The sequence below is a fragment of the Actinotignum sp. usb-actsch-213 genome, from assembly GCF_059085665.1.
The window spans coordinates 13,365-31,193 of the sequence record NZ_JBHNSQ010000029.1; the positions used below are offsets into that span (position 1 = coordinate 13,365).

The window sequence follows — 17,829 nt, forward strand, 5'->3', positions numbered from 1 at the left end:
GGCGGGGTGTGGCGGCGCGAGCGGCGTCGTCGTTCTTAACCATCATCTATTCCGCATCACCTGCGCTACCAAGGAGCTACTGTGATCCCCCCGAAGTTGAAACTTGTCAGTTCTGTGCAAGCCATTAACTGGAACCGCATCGAGGACGAAAAAGACCTCGAAGTGTGGGACCGCCTCACGGGGAATTTCTGGCTGCCCGAAAAAGTGCCGCTTTCTAACGACATTCAGTCGTGGAATACCCTCAAGCCGCACGAGCAGCTCATGACCACCCGGGTGTTCACCGGGCTGACCCTGCTCGATACCATTCAGGGCACCGTGGGCGCGGTTTCGCTTATCCCGGACGCGGTGACCCCGCACGAGGAAGCGGTGTATACCAATATCGCCTTCATGGAATCGGTGCACGCGAAGTCGTATTCCTCAATTTTCTCCACGCTTATTTCCACCGACGAGATCGACGAAACTTTCCAGTGGTCGGAAAATAACGAATTCCTGCAGAAGAAGGCGCAGATCGTGCTGGATTACTACCGCGGGGACGATCCGGAAAAGCGCAAGGTGGCCTCCACGATGCTGGAATCCTTCCTCTTCTACTCCGGCTTCTACGCGCCCATGTACTGGTCCGCGCACGCCAAACTCACCAATACCGCCGACCTCATCCGCCTTATTATTCGCGACGAGGCCGTGCACGGCTACTACATTGGCTACAAGTACCAGCGCGCGGTGGAGAAAGCCAGCAAGGAACGCAAGGCCGAACTCAAGGAATACACCTTTGAGCTGCTCCAAGATCTTTATGAGAACGAGGAAGAATACACCGCCAGCCTCTACGATGAGATGGGCCTCACGGAGGACGTCAAGGCATTCCTGCGCTACAACGCCAATAAGGCGCTCATGAACCTCGGTTACGAGGCGCTGTTCAACCCGGACCAGACGGCCGTCAACCCGGCGATTCTGGCGGCGCTATCCCCGAACGCAGACGAGAACCACGATTTCTTCTCCGGTTCGGGATCCTCCTACGTTATCGGTGAAGTGGAAGATACTACCGACGACGACTGGGATTTCTAGCGTGCTTGCGCGCTCGCGGTGGTGCGGCCTGCGGCGCAGGTGCGGTACGACGCCGCAGCGCCGGCCTGGCGGTGATTGCGCATTCGGTGCGTGACGAATTCCGCCGCGAAAAAACTGGCATCGCGCCCCGGTGAGCGTGTACGCTAGTAAGGCTTGCACGGGTTGGCTCAGGCTTTCCCGGTGAGCATGGAGACGTGACTGAGTGGCCGAAAGTGGCACCCTGCTAAGGTGTTAGTCGCAGTAGCGGCTCGAGGGTTCGAATCCCTCCGTCTCCGCCAATGTGATGTCCCGCGTCATAGGTCTGCCTGTGGCGTCGCGGCCATCGTGCTTGTGTGTAACTGAAGTTCTATGAGGTTTTAGGGCCCGCGGGCCGGCCACGTAAGACGAAGGAGTGCGACCGATGGCCACCACTATTCTCGGCTGGGGCTACGAGGGGAAAACCATCAATGATCTGCTCGCCACGCTGGAAGCTAACCGAGTCCATACCGTTGTCGATATCCGGCTTACTCCCATCAGCCGCAAGAAGGGATTCTCTAAAACGCGGCTTCGCCAAGCGGTTGAATCTACGGGGACTCGGTATGTTCATATGCGATCCCTCGGTAATCCGAAAGATAACCGGGTAGCTTTCGCCCATCCTGGAACTCCCGAAGCGCATGCCGCCTACGTACGATTCCGCAACGAAGTACTTACCACTCCGGAAGCGCAGGTGGCCATCCACGAGATTGCTGACCTCGCACATGACGGTACGATCCTCGTTCTCTGCTTCGAGGACAATCACCAGCAGTGCCATCGAAAGCTCGTGATTGAGGAAGCGTGTGCTGTATTAGAAGAGGCCGAGCGCTTCGCGGCTTGAGCCAAAAATGCCTAAAACCAGGAAACTGTGGCGTTTGTGCGGAGCGGCTTGGTTGCCAACAATAATCCGCAGTGGAAGGCCGGACGTTTCACGTTGTTTAATGAATTTCTTTTCGAATTCTTGCTGGGCATACTCGATTGATACCGTTGGCGGCCAATGACGTTGCAGCGCTACTGCTTCCCAGTCGGTGATGGTCAAGGAATGACTCGGGCAATCGGGAAAAACGCAACGAAATTCAAGCCGAGCAATAAACCGCGGGGCTTCCAAGGTGAGCCCCTTGTTACCGAAGATATCTTCGTCTTTATATTTGCGCAGTGCAGCTTTCTGCTGTTCATTCCAGCCCGGGTGAAGCGATACTTTAATCGTTGGTGTTGCGCGGGGCGTGATAAGCGCAAGGGATTGCGCGGCCGGATTTCTCTTAGCTTCCGTTCGTAGTTCACAAAGTGATTTAGCGGGAAGAGGGTCGAGGTAGATAGCTCTCTTGTCCCACCCGGTAATAGGCTCATCTTGCGGTTGAGGATCATCGGTGACCCTTAAGCTTTCTTCCCGATCATCACCGTTAGGTGCACGGACGGATACTCGAATAGTTTGATATTTCTTGAAGCGGTCGGTGCCGTCAAGATAACGGAAGGCGATGGGGTAGAGCCTTACCCAGCGAAGCGGATCGAGGGCTACTCCGGCAACGCACACGGTTTCCTTGTATTTTTCTGAGGGGATGGGAGCTGTTTTAACAACGACTAAAACGTCGATTTCTCGACCTAGCTGGTCCAGTTCCCTTGCTTTGCTGATATCCATGGGCGTGCCTTCACGTCGAAGATGGTGGTGTGAGTCAAGGGTACAAGATTTTCCTGACGCTAGGGAGGGGCTGGATTGCACGGGTCTGGCGGATTAGACTCAAGCGCAAAGAGGACCTGGTCTGATCTTTGATAGGTAGGGTTGCCGAGACAAACCGAAACCGGGAAACTGGGGCCTTTCATCCGTAGAGGTGACTAAGGGCCTCGGAATCCAGTCCACCGAGGCTTAGGCATCGCTTTTATTGGAGTTTCCCCGACCGTGGTGTAAAGGAAGTAAGGGTAAAGCGTGGGTGGAAGCGTAAACAATAAATCGAATACCTATCCTGTAATAGAGCTCGCCAAGTACGTCCAGGCGCATGGCGATCAACAATCCCTCTTTGGCGAAGGCGAGGGCGAGGGCTACGGGCACTACCTTGGCATGTACGGTGATGTCTGGGATCTAATCTATGCAATTAATGCGGCCCATTTCTCTAAGTGCTCTCTGCCAGAGCCCCTACTTTCAGCAGCTGTCGACGACATCCTCGACGACCTAACTTATGGGTCGTCAAGGGAGCTTAACCGAAAACTCGAACTGATCGGTTCTCCGCTTCGTGTCCCCCTTATCCCCGAGGAAGAAGAGCCGATCATCGTAGAGATTACTCCGAGCTAATCGCACTTATTTTATTTCTTGCGGGCCGCACTCATGTGGGGAACTTTTATACCCAGTAGGTCACGATGTGATGTCGGTGATTCCCGCGCGGAGCTTATCAAGCTACAGTTCTGACGGTTGCATTGTTATGCAGGAGAATATATCCTGAGCCTTGATGATGATCTACCCGTTTTGGGTACCTCCATCTTCATTGAACGGGCGGACGGTCCCGGGAGATACGATTCAATCGCTGTAGCGGTTGTCGCAGCATTTCCCGGGGCCGTTCGTTTTGTCCTATAGCCCGAACCCGAAGGGGCCGAATGCTTCAAAGAAATCGAAAAAGCCAAAGAGAAGGTGATTGAGATGGAGATTAATACCGCGTTTGAAGAACTGAAGCGGTATGTCAAAAGTCATTCTGATTTCCCCGATTATATTTGGGAGTGCCTGGACGGAGACCACGCTTCCGGGCAAGATGAGATCGCAATTGAATCTATCCTCGCATTATGCACGAATGATCTGCATTTACGTTTACCTGAAGATATTATTCAAATGCTGCGTTCCGTTGATGACGCTTACCTGCCCTTCTGGAATTATGTCGAACAAGCTATATCGAAGAATCAGTCGCTACTCGTATAACGCATAACTGCACCAATGTCGCGAGGCGAAAATCCCGCATCGCCTAACCGGGCAATTGCCAGCAGAGAAGCGTCCCGAGTCTCGTGTTCCGTCTGAACCAAACGGAGCGGAGCCTCCTTATCTTTTGATATCATTCACCGCGAATTCAGGCGTGTCAACGGAGACGTTAACAGCGAAACTATCGAGAGGATCTCCCGTAATAAGCGCCGCGGTATCTTTTACCATCTCATCAATCTGATCAAGGCGGCGCGCCTGCGTGCCGTATTCCTTTCCGTTAAGGGTAAATTCGGCAACCCACCAATTTCCATCACGGGTAACCGTGGTATCTAGTGTTGTCACTTCTTACTCTTTCCGAGACTCTTACGAGCGAGCCTTTCGGAAATTTCACAACGGCGGGGAATCGGTTCGCCCCGGCCTCCGATCTGCGCCCGCTTTTGCCCAATAAGGTTATACTTGTAGGGACGACCCGATCTTCTCAAGGAATATATTCAAGACGCGCCGGGAGTGGACAGTTAGCTCGCCACGGATGTCCTCAATCGGTGGGATGAGCTTATCGTCTGGGATTTTTACTCCGTAACGGCTCGCACCATCCAAAGCATAGATGAGGCACCACGGGGTTCCGCCCCCACCTTTTCCTTCAAGCCAGTAACCGTCATCTTTCGCGACGAGTTCCGGGTCTGCGTGTTCATCGATCCAATCAATGAGGATATCGACGGGGGACCAGGGAAAGTTATCGTCGTTGTGTAGCCCTTCTCTGTCCACGGTATTTTCTCCTTACCTTACGTGTGATGATAAGCCGATCTTTGATGAGGTATTACAGAAGTGTCTGATTCTTTGCATGACCTCTTTTGCCGTGCATTTACCTTCAGTGTAGACAACCGGTCAGATCACCGGCCGGGATCTGCGCGGAGAATAGAAAACTTGGGGGCTGCGCCGGTATCGGTGCGGCCCCCAGGGGAGTGGCGTTTAGCCTTGAGTTACCTAGAACTTTGGGTTACTTCGCCCGCCGGCGCAGGGTGTATCCGGCGGGCAGCACCACGGCCATAGTGGCCAGAGCGCCCGTAGCGGCCAGGCCAGTGTGGGTGAGTTGCCGCGTCGGTGCCTTGCTTGGGGCGGGAGCCGGCTTGTTGGCCCCGGGCTCCGGCGCAGGCTTAGGAGCCGGTTCGGGCTTCGGGCTCGGCGGTTGCGACGGAGAAGGTGGATCGGCGGGTTGCGGTTGCGGATCAGGTTGTGGTTGCGGCTGCGGGTTAGGGTCCGGAACAGGGTTTGGCGTTGGCTGAGGCTCGGTATCGGGACCTGGCTCGGGTTCAGGCTCAGGTGCCGGCTCGGTAACATTCACTCGAACCACCGCGGAATACAGCGGCTTACCGGTGGCCGTATCATTCGCCATCATGATGACGCGCGTGGAACCCGGGGCAACCCCGGTCACCGTGCCATCAGCAAATGTCACGATGGAGCTGGCGAGGGCGGGCTCGGCTGCGCCGTCGTCCCAAAAATACGCATCCCACGTGAGCCCGCGACCACTGAGATCACCGTTTACATCAGAAATCTGCGCGAGTGTAAGCGTTCCCTGCGTGGGTACCGTGGTGTCGGCGAGCTCCTGCTGCGCGAAAGCCGGGCTGCTATTGCCGGCGCTGCTGCCGGGCACCACCGGGAAAACGGCGCTGTTATACGTGCCGGCCAGCCGCACCGTGGAAATATGATTATTTTGGAAAGCACTCCAGGCGACCTCGGTGATTGAGGCAGGCAGCGTGACCTCCGTGAGCGCATTGGCCTGGAAAGCCGCCGGCCCAATCTTCTGCATCCCCGCAGGGAACTCCACCGCGGAAATCGCATTGCGATCCAGGAAACCGTAACTCACCTCCGTAAGCGTGGCCGGCAGCGTAATACCGGTGATTCCCTTGCTGTGCATATTCCCCGTCCGGCCATTCGGCCCGGTCAGCGCGGTCACGCCCCCCGGAATAACCACGTGCTTGAGGTTCGTAATTTTCTGCAGGCCGGTATCGCTCAAACCTCGCAGCGTTGTGGTAGCGCCCTCGGTTTCGATAGTGAAATCCGCGGTATCCCACGTGACAGCGGGAGCGGCCGTGGCTGCCGGCACCATCGCCGCCAGCCCCATCATCAATGCCGTGCACAGTGCACTCACCGTGCCGACGAGTCTCTTTTTCATCCGATATCCTTTCGTGGTGCGGCTCGGGAGAGCCCAGAGAAACTCGGGTTACTCACCGCCACCGTACCGCGAAACGCGCGGGAATTCATCAGAAAATGAACCGGATTGTGTAGAAAATATTATTATCGCAGCTTGCGGCCGTGCGGGGCGCTTGTGATATTTCACGACGACGGCGCCAGCATTAACGCGCCAGCAGCACCTCGAGGAGGGTGGCAACGCCGTCGTCCCATACCGGATCGGTCACGGCCCGCGCGTGCGCCTTCACGTAATCGAGCGCCTGCCCCATCGCCACGCCCACCCCGGCCCATTCCAGCATCTGGATGTCGTTGCCGCCATCGCCAACGGCAACGGTGCCGCCCCGCGCGATCCCAAAATCGCCGCGGAGCACCTCGAGCGCGCTCGCCTTGGAAATTCCGGTCCGCCCGGCATCCACCCAGCCCGAACCGGAGGACGACGATGCCGCCCAATCCACCCCGGGCATCTCAAGCTGGGAAAGACGTGCCATGAGCTCGGCGGCTTCCATACGTGGAACCACCATAATGAGGCGCAGCGCATCGGGAACCACGAGATCCTTGAATTTCACCCAGATAGCGTTGGGTTCCAGGCGTTCGGTGGCGTAACCGTGCGCGACGCGCCGCGGGCCTTCCACCGGCTCCACCGCGAAATAGGCACCCGGGAACTCCCGGCGCATCGCATCCAGGGCTCGCGCTAAATCCGCCTCCTCCATGGTGGAGAGGTGCGCCAGGCGCACCGGCACCACGTCTCCGCGATCCGTCATGGAGCGGACTGTTCGCACCTCCACCCCGGGCAGCCGCGCGTTGCCGAGGAGCACCGTCTCATTGCCGTTCGAGCACACCATAATGGTTTCGCTCACCCGCAGCATATCGAGCACGGGAATGGCAGATTCGCGCCCGCGCCCCGTGGCTACCACCAGCCGGGTGCCGCGGCGCATATGTTCCTGGAAAGCGGCATCCACCCGTTCTGCGATGATCCCGTCCGGGCGCAGGGTGGTGCCGTCCAGATCCAGGCAGACCATGAGTTCAGGCCCGGCAGGCGGGGTCCCGGCGGCGTCGAAAGCGGCCCGCAACCGCGCCGCCGTCGACTCCCCCTGGATTTTCACATCGCCGCCTTAGTTTCTACCGCTCAGACAGGTTAGCTCATCGGTTAGTTTGCCAGCTCAACCGAGTTTGTTCGCTAGTTAATCGGCTCGATGTACTCGCGCCCGGCCAGGCCGGCGCCCAGGTAGGGCCGCAGGGCTTCGGGCACGTAGAGTGAGCCGTCCTTTTGCTGGTGGTTCTCGAAGAGCGCCACCAGCCAACGGGTGGTGGCCAACGTTCCGTTCAGGGTGGCCACCGCGCGGGTTTTCCCATCCACGCGTTCGCGCACATTGAGGCGCCGCGCCTGATAGGTGGTGCAATTGGAGGTCGAGGTGACTTCCATATAGCGATGCTGAGTGGGCAGCCACGCCTCGCAATCGAATTTCTGCGCCGCGGAAGAACCCAGATCACCGGCCGCCACATTAATAATGCGGTAGGGCAGCTCCATCTTCCCGATCATTTCGCGTTCCATCGCCAGCAGCGCGCGGTGTTCTTCCTCGGATTGCTCCACCGGGCAGTAGGAGAACATCTCCACCTTATTGAATTGGTGCACGCGAATAATCCCGCGGGTGTCCTTCCCGTAGGAGCCGGCCTCGCGCCGGTAGCAGGCCGAATACCCGCAGTAGCGCCGCGGCTTACCGCCCAGCTCCAAAATCTCATCCTTGTGGTAGCCGGCCAGCGGCACTTCGGAGGTGCCCACCAGGTACTGGTCATCCGCGCCCAGGTAGTAAATCTCATCGGAATGTTCCCCGAGGAACCCGGTGCCGGACATGATATCCGGGTTCACAATCGTGGGCGTGGTCATGAGGGTGAAGCCGTGCTCGGCGGCCTGATCGATGGCCATGCGGAACATCGCCATTTCGAGGTGCGCGCCCACTCCCTTGAGGTAGTAGAAACGCGATCCGGAGACCTTCGCGCCGCGATCCATATCCAGGGCCCCCAGGCCCTCCGCGATATCGAGGTGGTCCTTGGGGGTGAAGCCCTCCGCCTCAAAATCGCGCGGGGTGCCGATAACTTCCAGCACCTCGTAATCATCTTCCCCACCCGCGGGCACTCCGGCGAGCACCGGGTTCTCAATCGCGCGATTCGCGGTCAGATAGGTTTCTTCTGCTTCCGCCGCGGCCGCATCCAGCGCCTTGACCTTTTCTGCCAGCTCCTTGGCGTGGGCGAGCACCGCGGGGCGTTCCTCCGGGGATGCCTTCCCCACGGATCGCGACACCTCTTTTTGTTCGGCCCGGGCGGCTTCGAACTCTTGCAGGGTGGTCCGGCGTGCATCGTCGGCGGCGAGCAGGGCATCGACGGTGGCGGGATCATTCCCGCGGCGGCGCTGGGACTCACGGATGGCTTCCGGATTCTCGCGAACAGAACGCATATCAAGCATGGAACCAGCTTAGCGCGCGGCGGGCGCGCCCGCGATCCGGCGGGCCGTTTCGGCCTCATTGCGGTGTGGGATCAGGCGTGTTTTTCGCGTTCCGCGGGGCTGCCGTGCTGCGTTTCGTGTGTGGCGCGGTGCCACAGATGGCCGACGCCGCGCGCGACTCTTAAGAGCCGCGCGATATCGCCCTCGCTGCCGGCTTCACAGCGGACACTTGCGATGTCGCCACCGGGCCGTTCCCCACCGGGCCACTTTCCACCGGCCTCCCGGTAGCCGCGCTTCATAGCTTCTTCTAGTTCCGGGTAGTGCTGCCACACATCGTGGAGCTCCAGGAGATCCGCGGCGGCCGGCCGCCACCCGAAGCGCCCAAAATCAATAACTCGCAGGTGGCCGGCGGGCTCACCCCACAACCAGTTGCGTGCCTGCCAATCCCCGTGCGTGGGATGCACGACGACGCCGCGCGGCCGGTAACTCGCTAAAAAGTCTTCTGCTTCAGCAAGTTTCTCACCCAGGTCATCGGGCAGGGTGCCGCCCGGGGCACGCGCGTGAATCTCAGCGATCCGCGCGCGGGTGCGGGTGAGGGCGCCCTTGGCGAAGCCGTGATCGAGGCGAGCCCCCGCCCCGTGGAGAAGCGCGAGGGCAGCGCCCGCCCGGTGATATACCCGCGGGGAAAACTCCCATGCGCTACCCAGAACATCGCATCCGGGCAGGTAGTCGAGGAGGGCGAGCGGGGCTGCGGCGTCGTACCAGAGCAGGCGCGCCACGGTGCCGCACGCCTGCAAAGAGCCGGTCCACTCCCGCGCCCGCGCTTCGCGCCCCACGCTGTAAGCGGTGTTCCCGGCGGTTTTGAGAATCCAGGACACCCCGGAGCCGCTGAGGTGGAGAACGGTGCTCTCACGCTCCGGCCAGGAAAGATCCCGCACCCGCACATTGTCCGGGCCGTGGGAAGTTCCGGGCAGCGGCCCACCGCGCAATTCCTCCCAGGCGGCCATAAACGCCGCATACTGCTCCTTGGTAAGCAGTGTTCGCAGCTGGTTCATGGGTGCCTCGATGGAGCTCGAAAATACCGGTGAATCTTGTTGCGGGCGCTAGCGGGTTACCCGGCTGAGCAGCGAGGCAACCCAGGTGCGCGCGGCGCCGAAATCTTCGTCGGAGGTACCGGCGTGCAGGCGAGTGGTCTGCCGGTCCGCCCGCGCGTAGCTGCCCAGGAAGGTTACCTCGGGGCAAATGCGGTGCAGCCCGATCAGCGCGGCCTGCACCCGCTCGTCGTGAATATGGCCCTCGGCATCCAGGGAGAAAGCGTAGCGGCCCAGCTGGTCGCCGGCCGGGCGCGATTCGATACGCGATAAATTAACGCCCACCGCGGCGAATTGTTGCAGCATTTCCAGCAGTGCACCGGGCTTTTCCGAGGCCAGCCGCACCATCAGCGTCGTTTTATCCGAGCCCGTCGCCGGCGGGATCTCCCCGGGCTTGCTCACCTTAATAAAGCGGGTAACGGCATTGCGGTTGTCAGCGATCTCGTCGGAAAGTGAGGCGAGCCCGTACACGCCGGTGGTGGGAACCGCGCAAATCGCGGCATCAAAATCCGCATCCGGGTTTTCCGCCAGTTCGCGCGCCGCGGCGGCCGTGGAGGTAGCCGGCACGTGGACGGCATCGGTCAGATGCTCAGCGATCCAGGTACGGCACTGTGCCCAGGCATGCGGGTGGGTGGCGACCCGGCGAATATCCGCGGCGCGCGTGCCGGGCCGCACCGCCAGCGAGAAGGCGATAGGAACCAGCATTTCCCCGCGAATTTCCAGCGGCGAGCCGGCGGTGAGCGAATCGAGAGTGGCGTTCACGCCGCCTTCTACCGAATTTTCGATGGGCACCACGGCGGCATCGGTCTGCCCGGCGCGCACCATCCGCAGCGCGGAGGGAACGTCGACGGCGGGTACGAAGGTGGCGGTGTCCTCGCTGGCTACCTGCTGCAAAGCGGCAAAGCAAAACGTGCCGCGCGGGCCGAGGAAAGAATAGCGGACCGGTTCGGTAGCGGGCGAGGATTGCATGGTGTCCTTTCGTGCGTGGAGAAATAGTACGACGGCGCAGCTGGGCGGCGGTGCACCTGCCCGCGCTGCCGCCTGGTTATTGTATCCCGCCCCGGAAGTGGGGCGTTCGGGGCGTCCGAAAGTGTCGTAAGCGCCGAGTAGGCTGGTGCCATGCGGAATTCTCACGGTGATAGCCGCGGCGGGCGCGCGGCGCGGCTTGGAATCCTGGCCAGTATCTTTGCTGCTGTGGCGATGGTGCTTGGGTTTGCCCTGGGCGGGGTGCCGGCCTCCGCGCGCTCGATGAGCCTGCCGAGCGCGCAGGGCACCCCGGTGGTGCAGCGCGGCTCGGCAGCGTGGGGCGCACCGGATCAAGCGCGCCCCACGGTGATCATCGGGGTGGCCGGGCTGCGCTGGGCAGATCTCAGTGCGGAAAGTACCCCGCGGCTCAGCGCGGCTCTGGCAAGTTCTGGCCGGGGTGGCGCGGGTGATCGCATCTCCGGGGTGGAAAGCCTGGGCGCGGAAAGCCCGGGCGTGGAAAACGTGGGCGGCTACGGCGCTGCTCTGGCCAATATTTCCGTGCGTACGGCCGCGCCTACCACCTGCGCGGCGGATGGCTGGGTAAGCCTCGGGGCCGGTGCCCGCGCGGCTATCACCCCCGCGGCAAACCGGTGCGCAGCATTGGAATCCTTGGTTTCCCAGGATGGTACGGTGCGCGATGCGGAGCAGCTAGGTGAAGAAAGCAGTGCCGCACACTACCCGGTAGTCATGGGTGCGCTAGCGCAGGGAGTGGTGCCGGAGCAGGTGCTCGCGGTTGGCCCTGGCGCCGCCCTCGCCCTCAACCGTCAGGGTGAATCACGCATCTCCTACCGTGCTCTCACGGAGTTTCTAGCTGATGACTCGGTGCTCGAAGGGCGGGAACTCACCGTCATTGACGCGGGAAGTGCTGATACTGGGGGCGCTGAGGTAGGAAACGCTGGCGCGGGGAATATAGCTAGCCTGGATGAACGCCTCGGGGAAATCATCGGGCTCGTCACCGCGCGCCAACCGCGGGCCCGGATCGTGATCACCGCTGTGGCGGACCGCGCTGAGCGGGCCGAACTCGGTTTCTTTGCGCTGCTAGAACCGCATGGCAGCACCACGCTCGCCCGTTCCACAACCACCCGCACCGCCGGCCTCGTTCAGCTCATTGACCTGGCGCCCAGCGTTGTTGCTTGGCATACCGGCGCCCCCGCGCCGCTCACGGTAGACAACGGCGGAAGTACCACGCTGGCCGCGGTCAGCGCCACCCTGCACGGGCAAGCACTCCGCGCTGACCTGACCGCGCGTCTAAGTCCGCAGTTCTACCTCCTCCTCGCCGGGCTCGGGCTGGTGTGCTTTGCTGTTATTGCCGTCCATCTGGTCCGTTTCTCTCGCTTCCCACCCGCAACGGTCGCGGCGGCCCGGCAAGCCCGCCCCACCGGATTCGCACAGCTCCTCGCCTGGCTCGCAGCCCTACCCGTGAGTGCGCTCCTTATCGGCATTATTCCGTGGTGGACTTTCTCCCGCCCGCTACTTGGCTGGTGGAGCAGCCTGGCTGTCCTCGCCGCGCTCCTCGCCACCTGGGCGCTAGCAGGCCCGCGCCGCCACGCGCCAGCAGGGGCGCAGTGGATAGCCGCCCCGTTAGCACGGCTGGGAACACTCAGCGCCACTGTTATCGCGGTGGACATCCTCGTCAGCACCTTTGGTGGAGGGTATTCCCTGGCGAATACCTCGGTCATGGGATCCCTGCCCACCGTTGCGGGGCGTTTCTTTGGTTTCAATAACTCGGTCTTTGCCATCTTCGCGGTTGGAGCGCTCGCCGCGGCCGCCACCCTCGCCGCGCGCATACGCGGCACTCGCAGCACGGCCACATACGCGAACCGGTCAACCCGTATGGCTGGCTTCGCCGTACTCGCCCTGGGCATATGCGCGATTGCCCTGGATGGGCTCCCCGCTTTCGGTGCGGATGCCGGCGGCCCGCCCGCCCTCACCCTCGGCTTTGCCTACCTTACCTGGCACACCTGGGGCCGGCGCTGGACCTGGTGGCATACCGCGCTCGCGGCCATAGCCGGGGTGGCTGTCTCGGCCAGTATGGCTATGCTTGACCGCGCGGTGGGATCCACCTCCCACTTGGGGAACTTCGTCGGCCGGGTGGAACACGGCGGGGCTGGCGCCGTCGTCGCACGAAAACTATCCCAAGCTTTCTTCGGTCTGCCACCCCTGGTGGCCGGCGCGCTAGGCGCAACCCTCCTCGCGGGAGTGTGTGTGGTGGTGTGGCTCGTAACCTCGGGGCGCTGGGATCTGCGTGCCCGGCCGGCCACCGCGCAGGTGCATGCATGTAGTGCGGCCTATCCGCGTCTGGCGGCCGCGGCCGCCGCGAGCTTCCTCGCCCTCGGGTACGCCTCCCTCATTAACGACTCCGGCCTAGTCATCCTAGGAGTGGGAATCGCGCTACTCGCACCCACCTTCGCCCTCGGGCTCATGCGGGCCGGGGAAAACATCGAAGTCTATTCTGCCGCAGAAAACCCCCAAGAATTACAAGAAAAACCGGCTGGCATATAGCGGCCAGCCGGAAAGAAAATTCGCGAGATTTATATTGCGGAGGACGGAGGGAATCGTGCTCAGGAATGCTCCAGCACCAGCGCGCGGTAGGGAGCGAAATGCTCGGCACCGCTAGCGCCGTGCAGCTCCGCGGGCACCTTAACACCGTGGAAGCGGCGCGACCACACCGCCCGAAAAACATCACGGTACTGCCCGGCCCGGTGCAAAGTCCCAGCCACGTCATTCCCGGTGGCCCGATGGCGGATATTGCACGGGATTTCCTGGAGAGTCAGGCCGGCCACCAGCATATCGATGGTCATGCCCACCTCAACGCCCCAGCCCTTCGCGAGCGGACGAGCCGCATCAAAAGCGGCGGCCGTCATGCAGCGTTGCCCGGACAGCGGTTGAAGAGGGGACCAGCCGGTAGCCCGCTCAATCGCGCGGCGCCCCAAACGTGTCACAAAACCGTGACCACCCGCCCCCTCCTGCGGAGGCAAAGCAGCAATAGCGCAATCAACCGTGCCATCAATAACCGGCGCAATAAGGGGAGCGCACTCAATAGCCGAATCACCCAGATCGGCATCAAGGAAAAGTAAATGGCGGGGTAGGCGGCCCTCAACGTCGCGCATGCGCACCACCTTCGCCCCGGTCTCCATCGCGGAGGCCTTCCCGCGATTCACGGAGTGGCGCACCACTGTAGCCCCGGAAGCGCGGGCAATAGCCTGGGTTTCATCAGCCGACCCATCGTCAACCACCACCACGAGGTCCACACCCGGAAGCGCATACGCTGCGCGCACAGTACGCCCCACGTACTGCTCCTCGTCCTTCGCGGGCACGACCACCGCGACCTGACCGACTTTACTCACCCCATAAGTGTATAGGGAAAAGTAGGGGCTTTGCTTACTGTTTCTATAAACTAGGGGAAGTTCACTAAAGAGAGCTGGCTAAGCGTAAGGCCCCGCAAAGCGGGCGGGTGGCCCCGCTGTTTAGCGCAACGTCACCTGGCGGGAGACAAGGCCGGAGCGCGCCCGCTTTTCCTCGGCGCTGAGCGGCTCGGTGGAAGCAATCGCCGCACTCAGCTTCTCCGCGAACTTCGCCAGCGGCTCTTCCAGTTCCTCCGCTTCGGTACCGCGCGCCAATTCCCACACCGGGACCGACAATCCGTAGGCGCGGAACGCACCGATGAAGCGAACGTCGTCGTCCCAACGTTCCTCGCCAGATACCCGCAAGCGCGCCAAACCGTCCAGCACCGCATCGCGCGGCTCGGGGCGGACCCAACGCAAAAATTCGCGCGACATCCGGCACCAGTAAGCGCCGTTCACGGACTCGATACGCGCCGCGGGAACCATATCTGCCCGGGCGTCACGCAGCGCCGCCTGCGATTCGGGAGTGGCGGCCTCTTCCTCCGTCATCCAGAAAGCGGGATCTTCTTGCAGCTCCAGCTCGGAGAACGACGCCACAATATCCTGCAAACGCGGCGAACCCGCCTCCGGCTGAGTGCCACCCGGGTAGCTTTCGCCCGGCTTGAGTTCCAGACCGGCCAGCACACGCGTAGCGATATCCAACGAGGCATCGCCGGAATTCATAACCGTCTGCATCGCGACCAGGAGCTGGCCGTCCGTGCGCCGCAGCGCGCCGACCATATTCGGCAGCAACGTGCCAAAAATAACCTTTTCGCTGCCGTACTCCTCCGTGAGGGTCACGGTCATGGTCGCCAGCGGCAGCAGATCGCGCATTGCCACCAGCTTCGCCTCGGCATCCAGTCCTTCAAAAGGCCGCTCAACAAAAGGAATAATCGCGCGCTTCTTCTTCGGGGTCGTCGAATCCTTCTTGCGGTTCTTCTTAGCCATAAGTCCTCGTCTTTTCGCTGCTGTGCGTGCCCTGCGGCATCGCCGCCGTATGTACCCTCGAGATTCTACGTGAGATGCGGCCCGCGGGCGATGGTCACGTTAGAGTTGCGTTATGGATCTGCTCATAACGACGCCGCAGCTTGCCGGCCTCACCACATCTCCGGCCCTCACCGCGCCTCTGGCGGGGGAGCTCCTCGCGGCGCCCGCCGCGGATCCGCTGGCCGTATCCGTAATTCGCTGGGTGGGGATCGCCGCGGTGGCGGTAGGTGTTGCCGTCATCATCTGGCGCTGGTGGTCGAATCGCGACTAACGGCGCTGCGATAGAGTGACGCTGTGCTTGCCTGCGGAGTTGGAATTGCTGTCGGTTTCGTTGTTGGTCTACTCGGGGCTGGCGGCGGCATCCTCACCATCCCCATTCTCCTGACCGTTTTCGGGCATACCGCGCACCAAGCTGCTGCCGAATCCATCATCATCGTGGGGGTGACCTCGCTGGTTGGCATGCTATCTGCGGCGCTGGCCCGGCGCGTGCGCTGGGGAACCGGCCTCATTTTTGCCCTGGTAGGCATCCCGGGAACCCTGGCGGGTGCCTTCCTCGCCGGCGCGGTATCTGGGCGCGTTCTTGTGTGGTCGCTCAGCCTCCTCCTCGTGGTGGTGGCATTGAGCATGTTCTGGCGAGCCGTGCGAGCGCGCGGCGAATCAAGGATGGGAGCCGCATCGGAACAGCCCGCACCCACCCCGCGCTGGCGCACCTACCTCATCACCATTGCGGGCGCCTTCGGTGCGGGAGCGCTCTCCGGTTTCTTCGGGGTGGGCGGCGGCTTCGTGGTGGTCCCCGCCCTCATCTTGCTGCTGCGTATGCCCGCCCGCTACGCGAGCGCCACGTCGCTGCTCGTCATGACCATCAATATGGTGGCGGCCGGGATTGGTCGCATCCCGCAATTCGCGGCCGGCCTTAGCGTGGACTGGGCGGTGGTTGCCCTCTTCGCCGCAGGTTCGGCGCTGGGAAGCATAGGTGGAGAAGCCGCCGGCCGGCGCATTCCTGATCGCATCGCCACCATCCTCTTTGGCGTGCTGCTTCTCGCGGTGGCGTCCGCCACCCTGGCCAACGACCTCAGCTAAGCGGGGCGCGGGCCGGGAGGCGGCGTCGTCGTTCTTAAAACCAGAGCGGGTGAGCACTGTTCACCGCGTAAACGGCGCTCACCCGCGTGGTTGTGGCGTTTTAGTCGACGACGCCGTACAGGCGATCCCCGGCATCGCCCAGGCCCGGCACGATGTAAGCCTTCTCGTTGAGGCCCTCATCGATGGAGGCGACGACGATCTTGACGTCCGCATCCGCGGGAAGGTGCGATTTCACTTCTTCCAGGCCCTGCGGGGTGGCCAGCAGGCACACGCAGGTCACATCGCGCGCCCCGCGTTCGAGCAGGTAGTTGATGGATTCGTGGATGGTGTGGCCGGTGGCCAGCATCGGGTCAAGAACAAAACACTGCCTCCCGGTCAGGTCATCCGGGAGGCGGTTAGCGTAGGTCACGGCCTCGAGAGTTTCCTCATCGCGGCGCAGACCGAGGAAACCAACTTCAGCGGTGGGAAGGAGTTTCGTCATCCCCTCCAGCATGCCCAGGCCGGCACGCAAAATCGGAACAACAATCGGGGCCGGGCGGGCCAGCTTCACGCCGGTTGTGGTGGCCACCGGGGTAGTGACCGTTACTTCATGCACCGCCACATTCCGGGTGGCTTCATAAGCGAGGAGAGTCACGAGCTCCTCGGTTAGCTGCCGGAAAATTGCCGACGGGGTGGTTTCATCACGGAGGACAGAGAGTTTATGCGCGACCAGAGGGTGGTCAATTTCGAGGATGTGCATGCTTTAAGGATAGCGGTACCCGGCGGGCGACGCGCGCGGGTGGCCCGCCTTGAGGCTCGTGACACAGGTGGCGCACTTTCGGGATCGCGGTACGGACGGCGAGTTTTCGGGCTCGTGACACAATGGAGCTATGCGGGGAGACGAGCGGGGCGATATGCGCGCGGCGGAAAAGCTATTCATGCGCGAGGCCATGGAGCTTGCGGTGCGCGCTGAGGCCGGCGGGGATGTGCCGGTGGGCGCGCTCGTGGTGGTGGATGGTGCCGTGGTGGCGCGTGGCTGGAATACCCGCGAACGCGAACATGACCCGGCCGGGCACGCGGAAATCATGGCGCTGCGCGCGGCCGGTGCGGCACTCGGGCGGTGGCGTTTGGACGACGCCGACATCTACGTCACGTTAGAACCGTGCACGATGTGCGCCGGGGCGATGGTTGGCGCCCGGATTAGGCGGCTCATCTTCGGTGCCTGGGACGAAAAAGCGGGGGCGGCCGGCTCACTGCGCGATGTGGTGCGCGATCCGCGCCTCAACCACCGTATTGAGGTCATCGGGGGAGTGTTGGAAGAGGAGACTTCCGCGCAACTACGGAAGTTCTTCCGCGGGTGAGCCTGCGGGTTAGCGCGGCGTCCGAAGCGTTAACGTGATGTGCTCCGCATTGATTAGGTAAATCCGGGGTGTGCCGTGTAATCTATTCTGCGGTGGCGTGTCCGAGCGGCCGAAGGTGCATCACTCGAAATGATGTGTAGTTAATAGCTACCGCGGGTTCAAATCCCGCCGCCACCGCCATGTGATGTCCCGCGTCATAGGTCCGCCTGTGACGCGGGATTTTTCTAGTTTTGCGAACGTGGCTAAAATCATGGATTTTTCTCTCCAAAAAGCTAATTATTTCAGTCTTGAATATTGCTATATGATTACGGCTTATAGGACACTT

19 protein-coding genes and 2 tRNA genes are annotated in these 17,829 nt (G+C 61.7%); 10 read left to right on the forward strand and 11 right to left on the reverse strand.

The genetic code is table 11. The features are described 5' to 3' along the window. The first annotated feature begins 81 nt into the window (after positions 1-81). The 3 genes from nrdF to AC5RK6_RS02985 all read left to right on the forward strand — a co-directional run bounded on the left by nrdF (position 82) and on the right by AC5RK6_RS02985 (position 1,912). Entirely contained in the window at positions 82-1,059 is a 978-nt protein-coding gene (gene nrdF / locus AC5RK6_RS02975; protein WP_375712897.1) for a class 1b ribonucleoside-diphosphate reductase subunit beta, read from the forward strand. Between the two features lie 188 nt (positions 1,060-1,247). Continuing rightward, positions 1,248-1,337 (forward strand) — tRNA-Ser (locus AC5RK6_RS02980). 122 nt (positions 1,338-1,459) lie between these two features. Continuing rightward, positions 1,460-1,912 carry a DUF488 domain-containing protein gene (locus AC5RK6_RS02985; protein WP_274734266.1) on the forward strand — a complete coding sequence of 151 codons (453 nt, stop codon included), beginning with the start codon at positions 1,460-1,462 and terminating at the stop codon, positions 1,910-1,912. Here the strand turns inward: AC5RK6_RS02985 and AC5RK6_RS02990 are convergent. Then, positions 1,883-2,707: a DUF8757 domain-containing protein gene (locus AC5RK6_RS02990; RefSeq protein WP_274734265.1), complete on the reverse strand. Its 825-nt coding sequence runs from the start codon at positions 2,705-2,707 to the stop codon at positions 1,883-1,885. The two genes, AC5RK6_RS02985 and AC5RK6_RS02990, sit on opposite strands and share 30 nt — an antisense overlap. 285 nt (positions 2,708-2,992) lie before the next feature. Here AC5RK6_RS02990 and AC5RK6_RS02995 point away from each other — a divergent pair, with 285 nt between their 5' ends. Next, a complete protein-coding gene (locus tag AC5RK6_RS02995; protein WP_274734264.1) occupies positions 2,993-3,355 on the forward strand; it encodes a hypothetical protein in 363 nt (120 codons plus the stop codon). 342 nt (positions 3,356-3,697) lie between these two features. After that, positions 3,698-3,970, forward strand: a complete 273-nt coding sequence (locus AC5RK6_RS03000) for a hypothetical protein (protein WP_274734263.1) — start codon at positions 3,698-3,700, stop codon at positions 3,968-3,970. Positions 3,971-4,087: 117 nt separating this feature from the next. Here the strand turns inward: AC5RK6_RS03000 and AC5RK6_RS03005 are convergent, their stop codons facing one another. The 7 genes from AC5RK6_RS03005 to pheA all read right to left on the reverse strand — a co-directional run bounded on the left by AC5RK6_RS03005 (position 4,088) and on the right by pheA (position 10,657). Beyond that, positions 4,088-4,309, reverse strand: coding sequence for a transcriptional regulator (locus tag AC5RK6_RS03005; protein ID WP_274734262.1), 222 nt, complete (start codon positions 4,307-4,309; stop codon positions 4,088-4,090). A gap of 108 nt (positions 4,310-4,417) precedes the next feature. Further along, positions 4,418-4,732: a hypothetical protein gene (locus tag AC5RK6_RS03010; protein ID WP_274734261.1), complete on the reverse strand. Its 315-nt coding sequence runs from the start codon at positions 4,730-4,732 to the stop codon at positions 4,418-4,420. A 232-nt stretch (positions 4,733-4,964) separates the two neighbouring features. After that, on the reverse strand, positions 4,965-6,140 hold the full coding sequence (locus AC5RK6_RS03015) for a leucine-rich repeat protein (protein WP_274755792.1): 1,176 nt from the start codon (positions 6,138-6,140) through the stop codon (positions 4,965-4,967). Between the two features lie 181 nt (positions 6,141-6,321). Further along, positions 6,322-7,260 (reverse strand): HAD family hydrolase, encoded by a 939-nt coding sequence (locus AC5RK6_RS03020; RefSeq protein ID WP_274734258.1) that lies wholly within the window; start codon positions 7,258-7,260, stop codon positions 6,322-6,324. A 74-nt stretch (positions 7,261-7,334) separates the two neighbouring features. Then, entirely contained in the window at positions 7,335-8,618 is a 1,284-nt protein-coding gene (gene serS, locus AC5RK6_RS03025) for a serine--tRNA ligase (RefSeq protein ID WP_274734257.1), read from the reverse strand. A 71-nt stretch (positions 8,619-8,689) separates the two neighbouring features. Beyond that, complete coding sequence (locus AC5RK6_RS03030; RefSeq protein ID WP_274734256.1) at positions 8,690-9,652, reverse strand: aminoglycoside phosphotransferase family protein; 963 nt, start codon at positions 9,650-9,652, stop codon at positions 8,690-8,692. 48 nt (positions 9,653-9,700) lie between these two features. Beyond that, positions 9,701-10,657, reverse strand: coding sequence for a prephenate dehydratase (gene pheA / locus AC5RK6_RS03035; protein ID WP_274734274.1), 957 nt, complete (start codon positions 10,655-10,657; stop codon positions 9,701-9,703). A 150-nt stretch (positions 10,658-10,807) separates the two neighbouring features. On the opposite strand from pheA, the gene AC5RK6_RS03040 reads away from it, so the two are divergent. Further along, positions 10,808-13,216, forward strand: coding sequence for a hypothetical protein (locus AC5RK6_RS03040; protein ID WP_274755793.1), 2,409 nt, complete (start codon positions 10,808-10,810; stop codon positions 13,214-13,216). Between the two features lie 59 nt (positions 13,217-13,275). Here the strand turns inward: AC5RK6_RS03040 and AC5RK6_RS03045 are convergent, their stop codons facing one another. Then, positions 13,276-14,061 carry a glycosyltransferase gene (locus tag AC5RK6_RS03045; RefSeq protein ID WP_274734254.1) on the reverse strand — a complete coding sequence of 262 codons (786 nt, stop codon included), beginning with the start codon at positions 14,059-14,061 and terminating at the stop codon, positions 13,276-13,278. A 120-nt stretch (positions 14,062-14,181) separates the two neighbouring features. Next, positions 14,182-15,045: a DUF5926 family protein gene (locus AC5RK6_RS03050; RefSeq protein ID WP_274755794.1), complete on the reverse strand. Its 864-nt coding sequence runs from the start codon at positions 15,043-15,045 to the stop codon at positions 14,182-14,184. A 112-nt stretch (positions 15,046-15,157) separates the two neighbouring features. Here AC5RK6_RS03050 and AC5RK6_RS03055 point away from each other — a divergent pair, with 112 nt between their 5' ends. Both AC5RK6_RS03055 and AC5RK6_RS03060 read left to right on the forward strand, forming a co-directional pair. Then, a complete protein-coding gene (locus AC5RK6_RS03055) occupies positions 15,158-15,355 on the forward strand; it encodes a hypothetical protein (protein ID WP_274734252.1) in 198 nt (65 codons plus the stop codon). Positions 15,356-15,378: 23 nt separating this feature from the next. Next, positions 15,379-16,164, forward strand: a complete 786-nt coding sequence (locus AC5RK6_RS03060) for a sulfite exporter TauE/SafE family protein (protein WP_274755795.1) — start codon at positions 15,379-15,381, stop codon at positions 16,162-16,164. A 100-nt stretch (positions 16,165-16,264) separates the two neighbouring features. Here AC5RK6_RS03060 and upp read toward each other — a convergent pair whose 3' ends face one another. Continuing rightward, positions 16,265-16,903, reverse strand: a complete 639-nt coding sequence (gene upp, locus AC5RK6_RS03065) for a uracil phosphoribosyltransferase (protein ID WP_016442150.1) — start codon at positions 16,901-16,903, stop codon at positions 16,265-16,267. 130 nt (positions 16,904-17,033) lie between these two features. Here upp and tadA point away from each other — a divergent pair, with 130 nt between their 5' ends. Together tadA and AC5RK6_RS03075 are read left to right on the forward strand one after the other, a co-directional pair. After that, on the forward strand, positions 17,034-17,504 hold the full coding sequence (gene tadA, locus AC5RK6_RS03070) for a tRNA adenosine(34) deaminase TadA (RefSeq protein WP_274755796.1): 471 nt from the start codon (positions 17,034-17,036) through the stop codon (positions 17,502-17,504). 91 nt (positions 17,505-17,595) lie between these two features. Then, a tRNA-Ser gene (locus AC5RK6_RS03075) sits at positions 17,596-17,684 on the forward strand. Positions 17,685-17,829 lie beyond the last annotated feature (145 nt).